The organism is Flavobacterium sp. UM26, assembly GCF_057922445.1.
In genome coordinates this window covers 139,432-157,795 of the sequence record NZ_JBVHCY010000004.1, presented here as the reverse complement: position 1 = coordinate 157,795, position 18,364 = coordinate 139,432, and the positions used below count along the sequence as shown (strand labels likewise).

Genomic DNA, 18,364 nt, shown 5'->3' with positions numbered 1-18,364 from the left:
CACTATTTCTTACTAAAATTCGTATTTTAGTAATATGAATGTGTTACAATTCCCACTTATTAAAATTACAATTGGATTTATAATAGGCCTTATTGCGGTTTATTACATAAGTATATCCGCAAATTTTGCATTTGTTTTTATACTACTTGCGTTTGGAATTGTACTCTTAGTATATAAATTCACTACTACCACCACAAAGAAGAACTTAGTATTTGAAGCCGCAATTCTATTGCTTTCATTTGCTGTAGGAATAGGTATTTTAGTAACTCATACCGATAGTAATCGCAAAAACAATTATTCAAATCATCCCACAGTTTATGAAAAAGCAAATTGGATTGAAGTTGTCGTCAGAGAGAAACTCAAAAGTTCACCTCAAAACAATAGGTATATTGCTTACGTTCAAAAGATAAACAATCAAAGTCTCGAAGGCAAAATTTTAATTACAATCCCAAAGGCCAACAATGCCAAAGAAATTGTAGTTGGGCATAGACTGAGATTTAAGACCAAATTGATAAAAACTGAAAAACCTAAAAACCCCAATCAGTTTGATTACTCGGCTTATCTCAAAAACAAACAAATTTACGCGCAAGTATACATTGAGCCTGAAGACATTCTCTATCGTAAAACCCTTTTAAAAGACATTTGGTATTATAGCGCTACTTTAAGAAACACCATTGTGACTCATCTTGAACAAAGTGGGTTTGACAAAAAAGCTTTGCCAGTAGCGATGGCATTACTATTGGGACAACAACAAGATATAGACCCCAACATTACAAAGGATTATCAATATGCGGGTGCTGTACATATACTTTCGGTTTCTGGATTACATATTGGTTTTATAGTACTGTTCATCAATTTTTTGATGCGACCCATACCCAATACCCAAAAAGGAAGATTCCTTAAGCTATCCATCTCTTTAGTTAGCTTAGCGCTTTTTGGTATTTTAGCAGGATTGGCTCCATCGGTAGTGCGTTCTATTACAATGTTTTCTTTTGTTGCCGTTGGACACTATTGGAGACGAAGCACGAATATTTATCATACTCTAGTTGTTTCGATATTTTTAATACTATTGTTTCAACCCTATTTTTTATTCGATGTAGGCTTTCAATTGAGTTATGCGGCTTTGTTTTTTATTGTTTGGCTGCAACCAACATTGTCAAAATATTGGACACCTAAAAACAAAATTGTACAATTCTTCTGGGATATTATTACGGTTTCTTTTGCCGCGCAGCTAGGAACATTACCGTTAAGCGTTTATTATTTTCATCAATTCCCTGGATTATTTTTTGTAACCAACCTATTAGTCTTACCGCTATTAAGTGTCATAATGCTTCTTGGGGTACTAGTAATGACAATAGCTGCTTTTTCAGTCTTGCCCATTTGGTGTATCAAACCTTTAGAATGGGGGATTTCAATAATGAACTCAATCATCCATTGGGTCGCTTCGTTTGAAAGCTTCATTTTTACCAATATTCCGAGTACATTTCACTTAATGATTGCCTCTTACTTCTTTCTAATTGCGATGGTTTTATGGTGGAAGAAAAACTCTTTTACTAGAATTACTTTCTTCTTGTCATCAATAATCATTTTTCAACTAGTTCTAATCAAAAACAAACTAGAATTTGGTAACAGCAAAGAGTGGGTTGTACTGCATGCTTCGAAAAAAACGATTATTTGCCAACGAATAGGAAATGAAATAGAAGTCATTTCGAATGGCCTTCAAAGTAACGAAATTCAAAAAAATATGACCTTACAAAATTATGCAACAGGGACATTTAGTACAATTACAAAACAAAGTATCTTAAAAAATGTAGCCTATTTTAATGGAAATCGAATTCTCATTTTAGACAGTAGCAGTGTCTATTTTCCAAATAAAGCAACAGATATTTTACTACTAACAGCATCACCAAAAGTAAATTTAGAACGCATCATAAAATACAATAAGCCAAAGATGGTCGTGGCAGATGCTTCCAATTACAAATCATTAGTAACCTTATGGGAACGAACCTGTAATCAACAAAAAATCCCTTTCCACTCAACTCGTGAAAAGGGATATTTTTACATCAAAGAGTAATGATACTAGCTAAAAGCTATTTTTTCTTTTGTGCTAAAAAACCATTGGCTACAGCCAACCAAGCGGATGGACCTCCAGCTACATAACCCGTACTTCCTAAACCTTCAAAATTGGTTTTGCCATTCTTCGTAACTCCTTTAGCAAAAAAAACCGTTGGATAACCTTGTACACCAAATGCTTGTTGTAATTCAGCATTTTGCCTTCTAATTTCAGCGGTTTGATATTGCTTTCTAGGATAATCCAATTCAACTAAAATAACATTTTCTTTAGCCCACTTAGCGAACTCAGGCGTTTTTAAAACTTCTTTTTGCAAACGGATACACCAGCCACACCAATCACTACCTGTAAAAAAAAGCATCAGTGGTTTTTTCTCTTTGTTACCAATAGCAACAGCTTCTTTCACATCGGTAAACCATTTTAGTTCTTGCGCTTGCCCTTCGATTACACAAAATGTAAACAACAGAAATACAATTATTTTTTTCATACGATGATTTATTTTTGACAAAAATATATAAAATTATAATGTTTAAATGTCGGCTATTTTACTTCTTGCATTAATTTTCTAACCAATGGTGAAAGTACAATCAAAACCAGACCAGCAATTAAGGCATAAATAGCTAATTGTAAATAGCCATCGGCATAAACATTAAGCTTCTCTATATTGCTCGATTGCTCCGAAGCTTCTGCAATGTTAGCACCCAAAATACCTGCAAAATACTGCCCATAGGCACTAGCCAAGAACCACATCCCCATAATTACGGCTTGCGTTTTGGAAGGTGATAATTTCGTCATTGCAGACATCCCGATAGGGGACAAACACAATTCACCCAAAGTGATTACAAACCATCCAAAAGTAAAAATCCCCAAAGAAGTTCTCCCAAAACCATCAGCAAAAAACTTCGTATAATAAAATACCCAAAAGCCACCAGCTAAGAATAAAAAGGCAAGGCCAAACTTAATTACAGTGTTAGGTTCTATTTTTCTTTTATCTAACCAAAGCCAAACCAAGCCAACCAAAGCTGCAAAACCAATTACGAAAAAGGAATTCGCAGAATTGTTCACTCCATTAGGACTCAATTCTACACCAGCAATAGTATTATTCAAATTATTTACAGCAAACAAACTTAAAGACCCTCCACTTTGTTCGAAAAAAGCCCAGAAGAAAATGGAGAAAATAATGAAAATCAATGCTGCAAATAGCTTCTTGTTTTCGGCTAAAGAAAAATTCTTCATTTCATACAATAAATACAAAACCGAAGCCGGTCCGATACAAATCATAAAATAATCCGTATATACTGTATTGGCAACCATTACAATAATCAAAGGAATTACAAGTAATGACCCTACATAGGTTACAATTTCTAATTGCTTGCGTTTAGAGACCATCATCTCTTTTAGTGGAGAAAGGCCAATTGGACCCAAACTTTTTTGGGTTTGAGTAAAAGTCAGTAAACTAATAATCATTACAATCGCAGCGAAACCAAAACCAACATTCCATCGCAAATGTTCAGGAACTATGGATTGCCACATGGATCCTTCGGCAACAGCGATACAGATATAACCACCAATCAAAGCACCGAGATTTACCCCCATATAAAAGAAAGAAAAACCAGCATCTCGTCTTGGATCACCTTCAGGGTACAACTGCCCTACCATCGATGAAATATTAGGTTTAAAAAAACCAGTTCCTACAATCGTAAAACCGAGACCAATGAAGAAAAAGTTTTTAGGATCTATAGACAAAATAACACTACCAATAATCATTAAAATGCCACCCCAAAAAAGTGATTTTCGTAAACCTAAAATCTTATCGGCAAACAAGCCACCGATAAAAGTAAATGCATATACCCAAGCTTGAGTAGCTCCGTATTGCAAATTGGCAACCTTTTCGTTCATTCCAAGATGACTGACCATAAAGACCACCAACATACCGCGCATTCCGTAAAAACAAAAGCGCTCCCACATTTCGCTAAAAAACAAATACCACAACTGTTTTGGGTATTTCCCTTTAAAATTTTGAATTTGTTCTAATGTAATGTTTGATTCCATTATACTTGATTTAATTAATTCCTTTCTCTTTCATAACCTTATTCAATTCTTTTACCAAAGCGAACATCAGTAATGTTGCAAAGAGTAAAAGACTAAAATTAATCCAGAAAAAATTAGCTTTGTTTTCATAAGAATCCCACATACTGGCTAAAACGCCGCTTAATTTATTACCGATTGAAGTGGCCAAAAACCAACCACCCATCATTAAGGAAGTAATGTTTTTTGGACTTAATTTTGAGACAACAGATAATCCCATCGGACTTAAGAATAATTCACCGATGGTAATGACTCCATAATTGGCCACCAACCACCATACGGAAACTTTTTCTGCACCATTATTACCAATATGAACCGCAGCCACCATAACCAAGACCGATAAAGCTGAAATCAACAAACCGAAAGCAATTTTGGTAGGTGTTGAGGGTTCTTTTTTTCTGCTACGCAAAAAAGTAAAAAATGCCACCACCAAAGGCGTCAAAAGAATTACCCAACCCGGATTAATCGATTGGCTCAGGTTTGCCGACCAAGTATAGATTTTACTGTCTTCTTTAGGCAATTTTTCTTTGGCTACATTTCTAAAATACAAAGGATAATCCACCACTTTGATGACTTTTCCGTCTTCTTTCTGAATTCTAAAAGCGGCATCGTACAAGGCAACAGAGTCCTTTTTATAGGTTAGCGTGTCAGTTAGTACCAACTTTGAACCTATTTGTTGTGCCACACCCGTTAATTCTCTATCGGTATATTTATCGCCCCAATTGTTGAGTGCAGAACCATTCAATTTAAAAACTGCCCAAAATAATATCACCACTGCAAAAATTGAAAGCAAAGCCCCAATAGGTCGTTTATCTTCTACTTTAGCTTTAAAATAAAGGCTTCCGTAAAAGAAGACAACTGGAATACAAGCGAACACAAAAGCATCAGTACTATCTGAACCAAAAATGGAACTGTCTAGATTACTATCCGAAGCAATTCCTTTGATCAACCAACCAATCACTCCAAAAATCAGTGAAGGCAATAAAATAAAAAGAACAATTTTATAAAAAGGCATATCACCTTCTTGGACACCTTTCTTTTCGGTTTTATCTCCATAATGTTTGATACCTAACATAAATACCAAAACACCTATAAACATTCCCACACCGGCTGCCATAAAAGCTTCCTGCCAACCAAAAAGAATTTTTAGTGCCGCACCAAAGAAATTACAAATGAAAGCCCCAACATTGATTCCCATATAGAAAATATTGTACCCTTCGTCTTTTCGGTCTTTGTATTCTTCATCGTTATAAAAATTCCCCAACAACGTAGAAATATTAGGTTTGAAAAAACCATTCCCTACAATGACCAACGTCATCGCAGTGTACAACATTGGAATGCTGTGCACTCCCATAATTAGATACCCTACCCCCATCATTAATCCACCAAGAATAATGGATTTTTTATAACCCAGATAACGGTCAGCAATTAATCCTCCAATAAAAGGAGTTAAGAATACCAAAGCGATAAATGTTCCATACAAATCCGAAGCTTCTTTTTCGGTCATTGAAAATCCAGCTTCTACATCTTTCAAATAAAGCGTGAAAATTCCAATCATTAAATAATACCCGAAACGTTCCCACATTTCAGACAAAAACAAATACGGCAGGGCTTTAGGATGATTTTTCCACATAGAAAATAGTATTAAAAAATAAACCTACAAGCAGTACTTGTAGGTTTACGAAGAGTATAAATAAATTAACGGATACCGTGCATCATTCTTTTCAAAAATGGCGTCAATAAAAATAGAATTATTGCAGCAACTCCTGTAGAGATAACAAATACCATAAAAAATTCAAAAAGATTATGGATTTCAAAACCTACAAAAACAGGATTATTTGGACTAATTTGATTTGTTTCTAAAAGTTGTAATTGCTCTGGAGTTGGTACTATTTTTTTATCCAAAATGGCTTGTAAATCGATTCCCAATTCTTTCGCTTTAATAAACTTATCCCCAGTCGCAGGAAGAATAGAACCTAAGGTTCCAGCCAAAGCATATCCTGAAGCATTAGACAAAAAGAAAACGCCGTACAACAATGAAGAAAAACGCTTTGGAGACAATTTACCAACTAATGAAAGTCCAATTGGAGACAAACACAACTCGGCACAAGTATTGATTAAATACAAAAGAATTAACCATTTAATTGCCAACAATCCAGAAGTCCCTAAATCTTTAACTTGAGTAGCAATCATATAAAAACTTACCGCAATCAAAAACAAACCAATGGCTAATTTTACAGGCGAAATTGGTTCTTTATCATTGGCTCTTAATTTATCCCATAACATACTAAAAGGAACTGCTAAAGCCACAACGAACAATCCGTTAAAAATTTGCACCATCGAAGCTGGCATTTGAAAGCCAAAGAAATTCCTATCAGTTTGGTAATCGGCAATGAAAGTCAATGAAGAACCTGCTTGTTCGAAAGCTGCCCAGAAGAAGATGATGAAAAAAGAAATAATATAAATTACCAAAATACGGTCACGTTCTACTTTAGTCAAAGAACTATCTGATAAAATCAATCCTGCCAATGTGATACCTGCTGCATAAATAATTGGATAAATGATTGTTTTTACAACATTGGTTCCGTCTACAGAAAAATGGAAAGCTAGAAACAATCCAATAAAAGCGACTACAGAAAGAGCCAAAGCTTTTGTTGAGAAAACAGCACTTTGAGCTTCTCCTTCTTCATAATCAGAAGATTCATTTTTAGAAGGCAATCCTCCAAGTGGTTTCCCTTCTGGAGAAACTACATATTTATCTTTTAAGAGATAAAACAAAACAGTTCCAATCAACATAGCTGCTGCTGCTGCTAAGAATCCCCATTTAAAAGCGTGAATATCTCTGATTCCACCTGTATCTTTTACATCTCCTAAATAAGGACAAATAAACTGACCTAAAAATGCTCCTAAATTAATTCCCATATAGAAAATAGTAAAAGCAGTATCCAATTTGCTTTTTTCTTGCTTTGGATACAAACTACCCACCATACTAGAAATATTGGGTTTGAAAAACCCGTTTCCGAAAACAATAATTCCCAATGCGCTATACATTAAGGTGGTGGCCAATGATAAATTGGTTGGAAAAATACTGCCGCTAAGGAACAATAACAATTGCCCAATTGCCATCATTAATCCACCTAAAAGAATACAGTTTCTATTACCAAAATAACGATCTGCAATAAAACCGCCCAACATGGGTGTTAAATAACACAATCCTAGAAATCCACCATAAATTAAAGAAGCATCTTCTTCTTTCATTAATAAAGAATTTACTAAGAACAGCACCAATAGGGTCCGCATTCCATAGAAGTTGAATCGTTCCCACATTTCTGTTCCAAACAATACCCAAAGTCCTTTTGGATGTGCTGTTTTCTCTTGAGTTTCTACCATATTGTTTTTAGTTTAAATTAGATGATAATAGGTTAGTTATTATAAATTTTCAAGGATAAAGTTAGTCATTTTATTGTAAAGTTGAATTCGGGTATAACCTCCAAAAATACCGTGATTTTTGTCTGGATAAATTTGTGAATCGAACTGTTTGTTGGCTTGAATCAAGGCTTCCATCATTTGCATTGAATTCTGAACGTGTACATTATCATCTGCCGAACCGTGTATTAATAAAAACTTGCCTTTTAACTTCTGTACGTGGTTGATTGGCGAGTTATCATCATAACCACTAGGGTTTTCTTGTGGTGTTTGCATATAACGTTCCGTATAAATACTATCATAAAAACGCCAATTGGTAACTGGAGCCACTGCGATAGCCATTTTGAAAACATCGTTTCCTTTCAAAATACAATTCGATGCCATAAATCCACCAAACGACCAACCAAAAATTCCTATTCTTGATTTGTCTACAAAAGAATAAGTACCCAAAACTTTGGCAGCATCAATTTGATCGATTACTTCGTATTTTCCTAATTCTTTTTGAGTCACTTTTTTGAATGCGGCTCCTTTAAAACCTGTACCTCTTCCGTCAACACAGGCCACAATGTATCCTTTTTGTGTAAGCGATGCAAACCAATAATCATCGGCATTGTTCCAATCATTATTGACTTGTTGCGAACCTGGCCCCGAATACTGATACATAAAAACAGGATACTTTTTGTTCGGATCAAAATCTTTAGGTTTCATCATCCACATATTAAGTTCGATTCCTTTTTCTGTTTTCAAAACAGAGAACTCTTTTGTAGGCAAATTGTAGCCTTTCAAATTATTGGATAAGGTTTGATTCTCCTCAATCATTTGCAATTGCTTTCCAGTTTTGGCTTCGTTCAAAGTATATACTGGAGGCTGAGTTGCGCTTGAAAAAGTATTGATAAAAAACTGGAAATTTGGACTAAAAGTGGCTGCATTGGTTCCCGTTTTAGCAGACAAACGTATCTTGTCTTTCCCATCTAAACGAATACGATATACATCTCGATTAATCGAACCATTTTCTACAGATTGATAAAAAATAGTTTTGTTTTTTTCATCAAACCCATAATAATTGGTTACTTCCCAATTCCCTTTGGTCACTTGATTAATTAATTTTCCTGTTTTATCGTAAAAATAAATATGATTGAAACCATCTTTTTCGCTGGTCCAGATAAAACTGTTGTCTTTTAAGAAAGTCAAGTTATCTGTAACATCAATATAGGCTTTGTCTTTTTCGTTTAAAACAACTTTTGCTTCACCTGTAGCGCCATCAATAAACAACAAATCTAAATTGTCTTGATGACGATTCAACACTTGAGCCGAAAGTACGTTAGCATCGTTTGTCCATTGCATTCTTGCAATGTAAAAATCAGAGTAGTTACCTAAATTCACCTCTTTTTTAGCTTGTGACGCAACATCATAAACATGCAAAGACACGACTGCATTTTTCTCTCCTGCTTTAGGATATTTGAATGTCTCTACTTTTGGATACAACTCCTTTTGAAAAATCGACATTGAAAACTCAGGAACTTCGGATTCATCAAAACGGATAAATGCAATTTTCTTACTATCGGCACTCCAATCAAAAGCTTTTACAAAAGCAAATTCTTCTTCATACACCCAGTCTGTAATCCCGTTGATGATACTATTCTTTTTCCCGTCTGAAGTAATTGAGGTTGTCTTTTTTGAAGCAATGTCGTAAACAAACAAATTATTGTCTTTTGCATAGGCAATCTTTTTACCATCTGGTGAAAAAGTAGGCTCTTGTACAGGAAAATCAAATAATTTGATTAATTGTTTAGAAGTTATGTTGTATAAATAATAATCGGCTGTAAAGGAATGACGAAAAATGGGCTGTGTATTATTGGCAATTAGCATTTGCTTTTCGTCTTCGCTAAAGCTATAACTGTCAATTCCATCCGATAATTGAGGAAAATCTTTTGTATCAATTAAAGTAGCTACTTTCTTCAATGTCGCATAATCATACCAATCGACTTGCATGCTACCACTTTCTCTATTTGCATTTAAAACAGTATACTGGTTGGTGTTTTTCATCGCTTGTAGAGCATCCATACCTTTCGTTCTAAATGCACCCATAAAAATAGACTCGACGGTAATTTTTTGTTGACCAAAAACAGAACAAACACCTAACAAAAAGAACAAAACCAATTTTCCTAATTTCATAAATGCAAAATTTAAATGTTATCTTTTCAACCCTGATTTAAAGAAAATATCACTTGATTTTTCTACTAAAAACAGGAATCAAAATGTATGATTATTTTATATCAAATGAGAAATTTTGCATTAAAAACAAAAAAGAGCCCTCAATTGAGTTATATTTAAAACGATGCCAATTTTAATAAAAAAATTACAATAAACGGTCATGAAATGTGTTAAAACTTACCAATCCTATACACGTTAACCCAAGTGAAGAATCCCAAAAGTATTGGGATTTAAAAAAAGCAAAAACGTATATTTGCCAATAGAAACATTAATCAATTGAAAATGAACAACACCATTGCAGGATTTTCAAAATTATCCAAAGAAGATAAAATAAATTGGATAGCCAACCACTATTTTTCGACACCAACAGAAGCAATTGATTTATTAAAAAAATACTGGAATTCGGATGCCACTTTACAACAATTACATGACGAATTCATTGAAAACACTATCACCAATTTTTATATCCCTCTTGGAGTAGCTCCAAATTTTTTAATCAACGGTAAATATAGCACTATCCCGATGGCCATTGAGGAAAGTTCGGTTGTGGCAGCAGCAGCTAAATCAGCCAAATTTTGGGCCACAAGAGGAGGCTTTAAAACCACCATAATCAACACAGAAAAAATAGGACAAGTCCACTTTTTATATACTGGAGATAAAAGCAAATTGACTTTATTTTTCAACCAAGCAAAAGCTACTTTCTTTTCAGACACCGATGCATTGACCAAAAATATGAGACAACGCGGTGGCGGAATTCTAGACATTGAGTTAAGAGATAAAACAGAATTGATTCCTGATTACTATCAATTGCACGCTACTTTCGAAACAAAAGACAGTATGGGTGCTAATTTTATCAACTCTTGCTTGGAGCAATTTGCCAAAACACTCAAAGAACAAGCACAAACTTTTGATTTGTTTACTTCGGAAGAAAAAGAAATTGAAGTAATTATGAGTATTCTGTCTAATTATGTTCCGAATTGCTTGGTTCGAGCTGAAGTATCTTGCCCAATAGAAGATTTAGCTGAAAAACATATTCCTAATCCAGAAGATTTCGCGAAACGCTTTGTACAAGCGGTTCGCATAGCCGAGGTCGAACCATTTCGTGCGGTAACACACAACAAAGGTATCATGAACGGAATTGACGCTGTAATTTTAGCCACAGGCAATGATTTTAGAGCCGTAGAGGCTGGAATTCATGCTTTTGCTTCCAAAAATGGACAATACAGCAGTTTGTCTCACGCCAAAATAGAAAACGGTCAATTTAAATTTTGGCTAGAAATTCCACTAGCCTTAGGAACCGTAGGCGGACTAACCTCTTTACATCCTTTGGTGAAATTATGCCTTGAAATGCTCGAAAATCCTTCCGCTCAAGAGTTAATGCAATTAGTAGCCGTAGCTGGACTTGCACAAAATTTTGCAGCACTACGCTCGTTGACAACTACTGGTATACAAGAAGGACATATGAAAATGCATTTGAACAACATTTTAAATCAATTCAATGTCACCGATGAAGAACGCCATGCTATCAAAAAACACTTCAAGCACCACACTATTTCGCATAGCGCTGTTGTGAGCTATATTGAAGATTTAAGAAAATAAAAAACAAGAATTTCACCCATGAGGCAGACTTTTTATAGCAACGGAAAACTATTACTTACTGGAGAATATCTAGTTTTAGATGGAGCCAATGCTCTAGCGCTCCCAACAAAAATGGGACAGAATCTTCAGGTTACACATCATAACAAACCAACCATCACATGGAAAAGTTTTGATGCTGATGGCACCATATGGTTCGAAGACGAGCTTGAGTTGGAGGCCATTATTAATCACAAAGAAACCTCGGAATCTTCTGTAAGAAACACCTTGTTGACTATTTTACATCATGCACAATTATTACAACCCAATGCATTTCAAATGCATACTGGCTTTCAAATTGACACTGCACTAACTTTTCCTAAAAAATGGGGACTTGGAACTTCTTCTACCTTAATCAACAATGTGGCGCAATGGCTAAAAATAGATGCTTTTGAGTTACTCAATAACAGTTTTGGAGGGAGTGGTTACGATATTGCTTGCGCACAATACAACTCCCCTATCTATTATCATTTAGAAAATCAAAGACCAAATGTTACACCAGTAAACTTCCAACCCAAGTTTGCTTCAAACCTGTACTTTGTTTACTTAAACCAAAAACAAAGTAGTAAAAGTGCTATAGCCGCCTATTACAATAAAAAAAATCATAATCTAAAGGAAAATATTGTAACCATCAATAGGTTAACTCAAGCCGTTGCTCAAGCAAACTCCGTTCGTTCTTTTGCTAACGCACTACAACTACACGAAAATGAAATGAGCGCTATATTGGAATTATTAACTGTTCAAGAAGCACTTTTCCCGGATTTTGATGGAGTAGTAAAAAGTTTGGGGGCTTGGGGAGGTGATTTTGTCTTGGCAGTAGCTTTAGAAGACCCCACTGCATACTTTTTAAGCAAAGGATATTCAACAGTCATTCCTTATAAAGAAATGATTTTAGGCGCTTAAAACTTGCTCAGAATATCCTGCTCTTTGGATTGTTCTTGCTCATTAGATTCTATTAGCGTGTTATGGAGTCTTTCGGCCATTTTTTCAATGCTGTTCGTAATAGAATCATAAACCAATTCCATTCGTCGATGCTTTTCTTCTTTAACAGCCCTCAAAACATCTTCAACGAAAATCTTATCGTACTTTTCCGCAACAGAATCTCTTGTATTGGTTAAGCGAATCACCGAATCATTACTTAGAATGGTAACTTTAAAATGCTGCTCATCATTGCTTAGGTAGTATTTTCCACCTAATTCATCACAATTAATATCGGTCCCACTAACCTTTAACAGTTCAGTGATTATTCCATAAATATGATTTTCTATTTTGGAATACTCTTTAGGCTTTCTTTTAAAAAAACTAAACATACCCATAAATATAGATCAAGGCATTCAAATGATTTTTTCTCATGGTGTTTTTACCAATTATTTTGCAGCATCAAGTATAGAAGTCTCAAAAACAATTTTTTTGGCAAATTAACAGCATTATTTTTGATTTAACAAATAATTTAGATTATCCCAAAATTAAGCCATAAAAGCTAGTCATAAAATCAAAAAAAAGCCAGATACAAACTAATGCATCTGGCTTTTATTATAAAATATAACAACTTGTTTTGTGTCTAGAAACTAAATTGTTTTCTATTGTCTTCAATTGTAGCAGCAGCTTTCAAAGCAGGAATTGCTCGGTTGCTATCTCCGCTAGTTTGTGCTTTTACTTTAGAAACATAAGCAGCATGGCTTTTCAAAGCTGGTGCCTTAACAGTGCTTATGTTTTTTACAACATAAACTCCAGTATTACCTTCAATTGGAGCTGAAATTTTATTAGCGGCTAATGCTAATGCATTACCTACTACTTTAGCTTCTTGACCAACTCCACCAGGAAGAACAGCATTTTCAAGAGTTAATCCATTTGCCTGCTGCACTGGAGCTCCGACAGATTTAGCAATAGCTTCTAATGAAGTTCCTGTCATTTTTGCTTTAATCAATTCAGCTTTCTTTTTGTTCTTAAGAATTGGCTCAACATAAGGTCTTGCTAAAGATACAGCAACCAAACCTGAATTATCAACACTCTTCACTTTTGCGATTACGTGACCCACATTAGCCACCTCAAAACGTTTGATAGAACCAACTTTTGAATCTTCTTCAAAAGCCCATCTAACAATAGCTCTTTGATTACCTAAAGATCCAAAGTTTTCGTCCATTGCTTTTACAGTAACCACTGGAGCAACGGTTAATTTCATGTCTTTAGCTAATTTGTCAAAATCTTTCTCAGCAGCTTCCATTTCAAACTGTGTAGCTTGAGCAAACAATTTATCAGAAGTAGCTTCAGAAGCTTCAATTCTTTGTGCAACTGTTGCTAAACGAATTCCGTCTTGTTTATCTGTAATTTTGATAATATGAAAACCAAATGGAGTTTCTACTAAGCCTACTTTTCCAATTCCATTTCCAAAAACAAAATCGTTAAATGGTTTTACCATTGTATTTGGTCCAAAATATCCTAAATCACCTCCTTGTTGTGCTGATGAATCATCTGAAGCAGTAAAAGCCAACATCAAGAAACTATCTGGATTTGCAGTAACTTGAGCTAAGATAGACTCTGCTTTTGCTTTAGCTTCTTCTTTTGTTCTTACCTCACGTTTGTTTGGCACTTGAGTCCCCTCATAGCTAATTAAGATATGACTTGCTTTAGCATTTACTCCAGATTTAAAACCTAATGATTTAGACAAACAGTAGTAGTTTCCAAATTTATATGGTCCATAAACTGCACCTGCAGGTAAGCTAAACAAACGGTCAGCATCTACTGCTGGTAAATCTTTTTTGGCGATATAAGTAGAATCGTAAGGAACGTCAGAATTTGCATTAACGAAATCAATCGCATTTTTAGCATTCTTAAATCCAGGAACAGTATCATTTTTACCTGTTGCTTGATTGTAAACCACACTTCCTGACAATAAACTTGTAATTTTGTTTTTCACTTCAGCTTCATCTTGAGCTGAAGCTTTATCTTCGATTAAAACATAAGAAATTTCACGAGACTCATCTGCTTTGAATTTCTTTTTGTTTTTGCTCATGTACTCCGTAATTTCAGCATCAGTAACTTTTACATCACTGTCCTTGATAGTAGAATACAAACCAGCTACATAAGCAAAGTTTACTTTATTAGTTTCTGCTTCGTATTTGAACTTACCTTCAACCTCTGTAGTATAAAGCGCAGATTTTATTAATGTGTTGTAGATTTGATACTTTGCATTGATTTCAGCATCTTTCTCTCTGTCTTTTAAAAACTGTGCTTGTTCTGGATTTGATTTGAAAAAATCCTTAAATTTTGCTAAGTCAAATAGTCCAGCAGCATTTAAGAACATTGGGTTTTTACCAATATTTTGATCTGCTTTCAACACTTCTACGATGTGTTTTTCACCTACTCTTAATCCTAATTTTTCAAATTCAGTAGACAACAAAGCTAATGTAACTTCTTGTTCCCATACTCTGTTAGCTGCTTCAGTTGGAGTAATTCCTTGCCCACTTTTTTCAAGATTACTTACTTTAAGTCTAAAATCTTCAAATGCGATATCCTTTTCATTAATACTCCCAACATCTTTTGTATTTTGACCAAGACCACCTTTACCTATAAGGTCTTGAATTATAAATGCAAACAATGCAATTGCGATTGCTCCAATCAATAAAGCGGAACGTTGTCTAATTTTTGCTAAAACTGCCATTTCTATTGTTGTTAATTTTTATATTCAGATTGCGAAAATACAATTATCTAGTTAATAATAACACTTGGTGCGTTTTATTTTAGAAGTTTTTTCAAAGTTTTAAAAAAAAATATACGATTGCCGTTATTTTAACGAACGCTATCTTATTTTTCCAAACTACATCTTTAGAAAATCACTATTTTCTACACTTTGCTTTACTATTTTAAAACAAAAAAACTATTGATTTGAATTACGATCTTCGAAACGCTTAGAATACTTAGCTCTAAAAAAGAACATAAACACTGCTAGTGCTGCTATTCCAAAACTCAACCAAGGTTCTGTTCCTTCATCATTCCATTTTGTAATACCATCATAAATACAAATCAATGCAATGATAAGATAAGCGTAGGAAGTAAATTTTAAATATTTCATTATGTGTAATTTTTAATTGTTGGTATCGACCTCTCCTGAGATTTTTTGAGAATTTATAACTTTAAAATCTTTGCTAAAATCAATTCCTTGACCTGTAGAAGAACCTTTAGGACTAGAAAACGTAAATCGACGTTCAGTGTAAAACCATTCGTTTTTTTGATCAAAGTACAATTGCTCTGTTTCTAAAACTTGACCGTCTTGCGTAGTAATTTTGACTTTTCCTTGCAAATCAATAATTCCTGTTCTTTTGTATGAAATAGCATAATTAGACTTCACAAAAGTCTTCTTCCCTTTGGCGTCAAATAAAGTAACATCGATGCCTTTTGGAAATTCTGTAAAAGGAAAATCAACTCCAGAAAAATCAAGCATTTTTGAACTAAGCAAAATAGCTGAAATTCGACCTGAATCAGTATATTTTACATTAATTGAATCTGCTTCTCCAGTGGGGTTAAACTCTGAAATATTGATTTTTTGTACTTCTTTGAAATTACTTTCACAAGAAAACAAACTCGAAATCAGTGTCAAAAAAAACAGTGTAGCAAAAAACGGTTTTATGGAGAAAGTCATTGTATTGAATTAGAAACTACTTTCTAGTAGAATTTTCTTTTAACAAACCATTTATCATTCAAAGAGAAACTTACACTAGCGTTGAAATAATTCTCTTGAATTAATCCAGCGGCTGTGGTTCCTTTTATACCATACTCTAATCCAATATTGAAATTTGAGAATGACCCAAGTGCAGGCAAACCAAAACCTAAGGTTATTGACTTATCATCAATCTCTTGATTTTGGATTACTAAGCCTGTTTTTTCGTAACGAAAACCAGCTCGATACACAATTCTTTTAGCATAACTTGTAAAAGAATTATAATTAGGAATATAATAGCCCCCCAAACTATAACGATTGTACTTTTTGAAAGATGCTCCAGTCACATTATTGTAATTATTACCTAACTTTCCTGCTTCTCGCATCGCTACTTCTGCACCTATCATCCATTTTCTAGATTCACCAAAACCTAAACCTAACGTTATTTTACTTGGCAATTCTAATTCTTTAGTAGTTGTTACTTCATCAAATCCCTCAGGATCAATATCTAAAGTACCCTCATAATCCACAGTAGAAATAGTTCTAGTGTTTTCAGAAGTCAAATTTCCTTTAAACGTGTAATTAAAACTTGAATAAAGATTCAACTTAGGAGTAATTTTGGCTTGATACATTGCGCCAACATTAAAGTTAAGTCCAGAAATGTAAGCAACATTGGTTTCTCTTGTTCCAACAGGAACTCCAGTTACATACTCTAAATTATCTGTCTCAATTTTACCAAAATTATACTGTACATCTGCTCCTATACTGAAGTTTTTAGTCAATTTATATCCGCTTCCAAAAAAAACTTTATTTACCCCACCAGTACCTTCTAATCGCTTGTTGTTTTGTGATCCATCAGGACTTATTGATTGAATTTTGTATCCTACAGAAGAAAAAGGTATCAAACCAAACCCAACACCCAATTTGCCAATAGGAATGGCAATTACCATATAGTCTAGAGTAGTTCTTTTGGCATTAGCACTATTAGCATCGTCCTTCAGCGTTTTAGTCCCATATGTCCCACCCATAGTTAGTGTGGTTAATTTTAGATTAGCATAGCTAGCAGCGTTTTCAACATTGATATGAATACTATCTTGCTCAATTGCAACGCCTCCCATCGATCGATTTTCTAACATTCCTCTATATCTAATATCTCCAATTCCGTAATATGAGTAAGGGGAAGAAGTCCCTTGTTGAGCCAAGGACACTAAAGAAAAAAGCAAACTAGCTGCTATAAAGATTTTTTTAATCATTGTTGATCGTATATTGAAAAGTTTGGTTCAAACTCTCTAAAAGGAAATTTGAATTGGCAAATATGGTATTTTTTAATCGCACCGCCAAAAAATCTGCATCGCCCCCCGTTAAAATTATTATAAATTTTGAATACTTTGCTTTGAATTGATCTATGAAACCGTCAATTTCATAGACCAATCCATTTACCACACCAGAATGAATCGCTTTGACGGTTGAATCTCCAATAAAGTAATCAGGTAGTTCCTTAGCTAGCAACGGTAATTTGGCGGTATAATTATGTAATGATTCATAGCGCAAACGAATACCAGGCGAAATTGCACCCCCAAGATAATTATCATTTGCATCAATACAATCATAAGTAATACAAGTTCCTGCATCGATTACTAGCCTGTTCAATCCAGGAAACTGTAGTGTAGCTCCCGCAGCTAAAACCATCCTATCAATTCCAAGAGTAGTAGGAGTAGCATATTTATTTACAAAGGGGAAAGCATCTTTATGGGAAACAAAATGAACTTTTAGCTTAGATTCAAACACTAAAAAGGTCTCTTTGGTTAAATTTCCAACCGAAGAAACGACCAAAAAAGCAACTTTTGGGTGGTTGTGTAAAATATTTTCAATTTTTTTCTGAAGGCTTTCTACTTCAAAAACAAAAGACTCTACGAGAGTACTCTGCTCAAAAACAGCACCTTTAATTCTCGTATTCCCAATATCGATTGTCAAAACCATAATTAATATTTAATGGAAGCTAAGGTACGAATAGATTTTTTTTAAAAATTGTTTTGGATAAATTAAAAATGGTTCTATATTTGCACCCGCAACCAGCAAGCAGTACTGCTTACTCTAGCAAAAGGTACCTTAGCTCAGATGGTAGAGCAATGGACTGAAAATCCATGTGTCCCTGGTTCGATCCCTGGAGGTACCACAAAACCCGAATAGTAATATTCGGGTTTTTTGTTTTTGGTCAATAACTATAACACCCTTTTTGAATAGTACATTACAAAACCAAAACACACTATGAC

14 protein-coding genes and 1 tRNA gene are annotated in these 18,364 nt (G+C 34.4%); 4 read left to right on the top strand and 11 right to left on the bottom strand.

The window, feature by feature from the left end:
• Positions 1-34 precede the first annotated feature (34 nt).
• Entirely contained in the window at positions 35-2,074 is a 2,040-nt protein-coding gene (locus ACZ1AQ_RS06855; RefSeq protein WP_489632187.1) for a ComEC/Rec2 family competence protein, read from the top strand.
• 16 nt (positions 2,075-2,090) lie between these two features.
• Here ACZ1AQ_RS06855 and ACZ1AQ_RS06850 read toward each other — a convergent pair whose 3' ends face one another.
• The 5 genes from ACZ1AQ_RS06850 to ACZ1AQ_RS06830 form a co-directional block, all read right to left on the bottom strand.
• Complete coding sequence (locus ACZ1AQ_RS06850; RefSeq protein ID WP_489632186.1) at positions 2,091-2,558, bottom strand: thioredoxin family protein; 468 nt, start codon at positions 2,556-2,558, stop codon at positions 2,091-2,093.
• Between the two features lie 53 nt (positions 2,559-2,611).
• A complete protein-coding gene (locus ACZ1AQ_RS06845) occupies positions 2,612-4,123 on the bottom strand; it encodes a peptide MFS transporter (protein WP_489632185.1) in 1,512 nt (503 codons plus the stop codon).
• 10 nt (positions 4,124-4,133) lie between these two features.
• Positions 4,134-5,792, bottom strand: a complete 1,659-nt coding sequence (locus ACZ1AQ_RS06840; RefSeq protein WP_489632184.1) for a peptide MFS transporter — start codon at positions 5,790-5,792, stop codon at positions 4,134-4,136.
• A 65-nt stretch (positions 5,793-5,857) separates the two neighbouring features.
• Complete coding sequence (locus ACZ1AQ_RS06835; RefSeq protein ID WP_489632183.1) at positions 5,858-7,549, bottom strand: peptide MFS transporter; 1,692 nt, start codon at positions 7,547-7,549, stop codon at positions 5,858-5,860.
• Between the two features lie 39 nt (positions 7,550-7,588).
• Positions 7,589-9,760: a S9 family peptidase gene (locus tag ACZ1AQ_RS06830; protein ID WP_489632182.1), complete on the bottom strand. Its 2,172-nt coding sequence runs from the start codon at positions 9,758-9,760 to the stop codon at positions 7,589-7,591.
• Between the two features lie 321 nt (positions 9,761-10,081).
• Here ACZ1AQ_RS06830 and ACZ1AQ_RS06825 point away from each other — a divergent pair, with 321 nt between their 5' ends.
• On the top strand, positions 10,082-11,398 hold the full coding sequence (locus ACZ1AQ_RS06825; RefSeq protein WP_489632181.1) for a hydroxymethylglutaryl-CoA reductase, degradative: 1,317 nt from the start codon (positions 10,082-10,084) through the stop codon (positions 11,396-11,398).
• Between the two features lie 18 nt (positions 11,399-11,416).
• The gene (locus tag ACZ1AQ_RS06820) at positions 11,417-12,337 is read left to right on the top strand and encodes a GYDIA family GHMP kinase (RefSeq protein ID WP_489632180.1); all 921 of its coding nucleotides are present in this window, start codon (positions 11,417-11,419) and stop codon (positions 12,335-12,337) included.
• Here the strand turns inward: ACZ1AQ_RS06820 and ACZ1AQ_RS06815 are convergent.
• From ACZ1AQ_RS06815 to ACZ1AQ_RS06790, 6 genes are all read right to left on the bottom strand, one after another.
• A complete protein-coding gene (locus ACZ1AQ_RS06815) occupies positions 12,334-12,744 on the bottom strand; it encodes a hypothetical protein (RefSeq protein ID WP_489632179.1) in 411 nt (136 codons plus the stop codon). The two genes, ACZ1AQ_RS06820 and ACZ1AQ_RS06815, sit on opposite strands and share 4 nt — an antisense overlap.
• A 251-nt stretch (positions 12,745-12,995) precedes the next feature.
• Complete coding sequence (locus ACZ1AQ_RS06810; protein WP_489632178.1) at positions 12,996-15,095, bottom strand: peptidylprolyl isomerase; 2,100 nt, start codon at positions 15,093-15,095, stop codon at positions 12,996-12,998.
• A 216-nt stretch (positions 15,096-15,311) separates the two neighbouring features.
• Complete coding sequence (locus tag ACZ1AQ_RS06805) at positions 15,312-15,506, bottom strand: hypothetical protein (protein ID WP_489632177.1); 195 nt, start codon at positions 15,504-15,506, stop codon at positions 15,312-15,314.
• A 12-nt stretch (positions 15,507-15,518) separates the two neighbouring features.
• Positions 15,519-16,073, bottom strand: a complete 555-nt coding sequence (gene lptC / locus ACZ1AQ_RS06800; protein ID WP_489632176.1) for an LPS export ABC transporter periplasmic protein LptC — start codon at positions 16,071-16,073, stop codon at positions 15,519-15,521.
• Between the two features lie 23 nt (positions 16,074-16,096).
• Complete coding sequence (gene bamG / locus ACZ1AQ_RS06795) at positions 16,097-17,344, bottom strand: BamG family beta-barrel-assembly machinery protein (protein WP_489632175.1); 1,248 nt, start codon at positions 17,342-17,344, stop codon at positions 16,097-16,099.
• Positions 17,337-18,071, bottom strand: a complete 735-nt coding sequence (locus tag ACZ1AQ_RS06790; protein WP_489632174.1) for a type III pantothenate kinase — start codon at positions 18,069-18,071, stop codon at positions 17,337-17,339. Before ACZ1AQ_RS06790 ends, bamG begins: the two co-directional genes overlap by 8 nt.
• Before the next feature lie 123 nt (positions 18,072-18,194).
• Between ACZ1AQ_RS06790 and ACZ1AQ_RS06785 the strand changes: the two genes are divergently transcribed.
• Positions 18,195-18,267 (top strand) — tRNA-Phe (locus tag ACZ1AQ_RS06785).
• Positions 18,268-18,364: the final 97 nt, after the last annotated feature.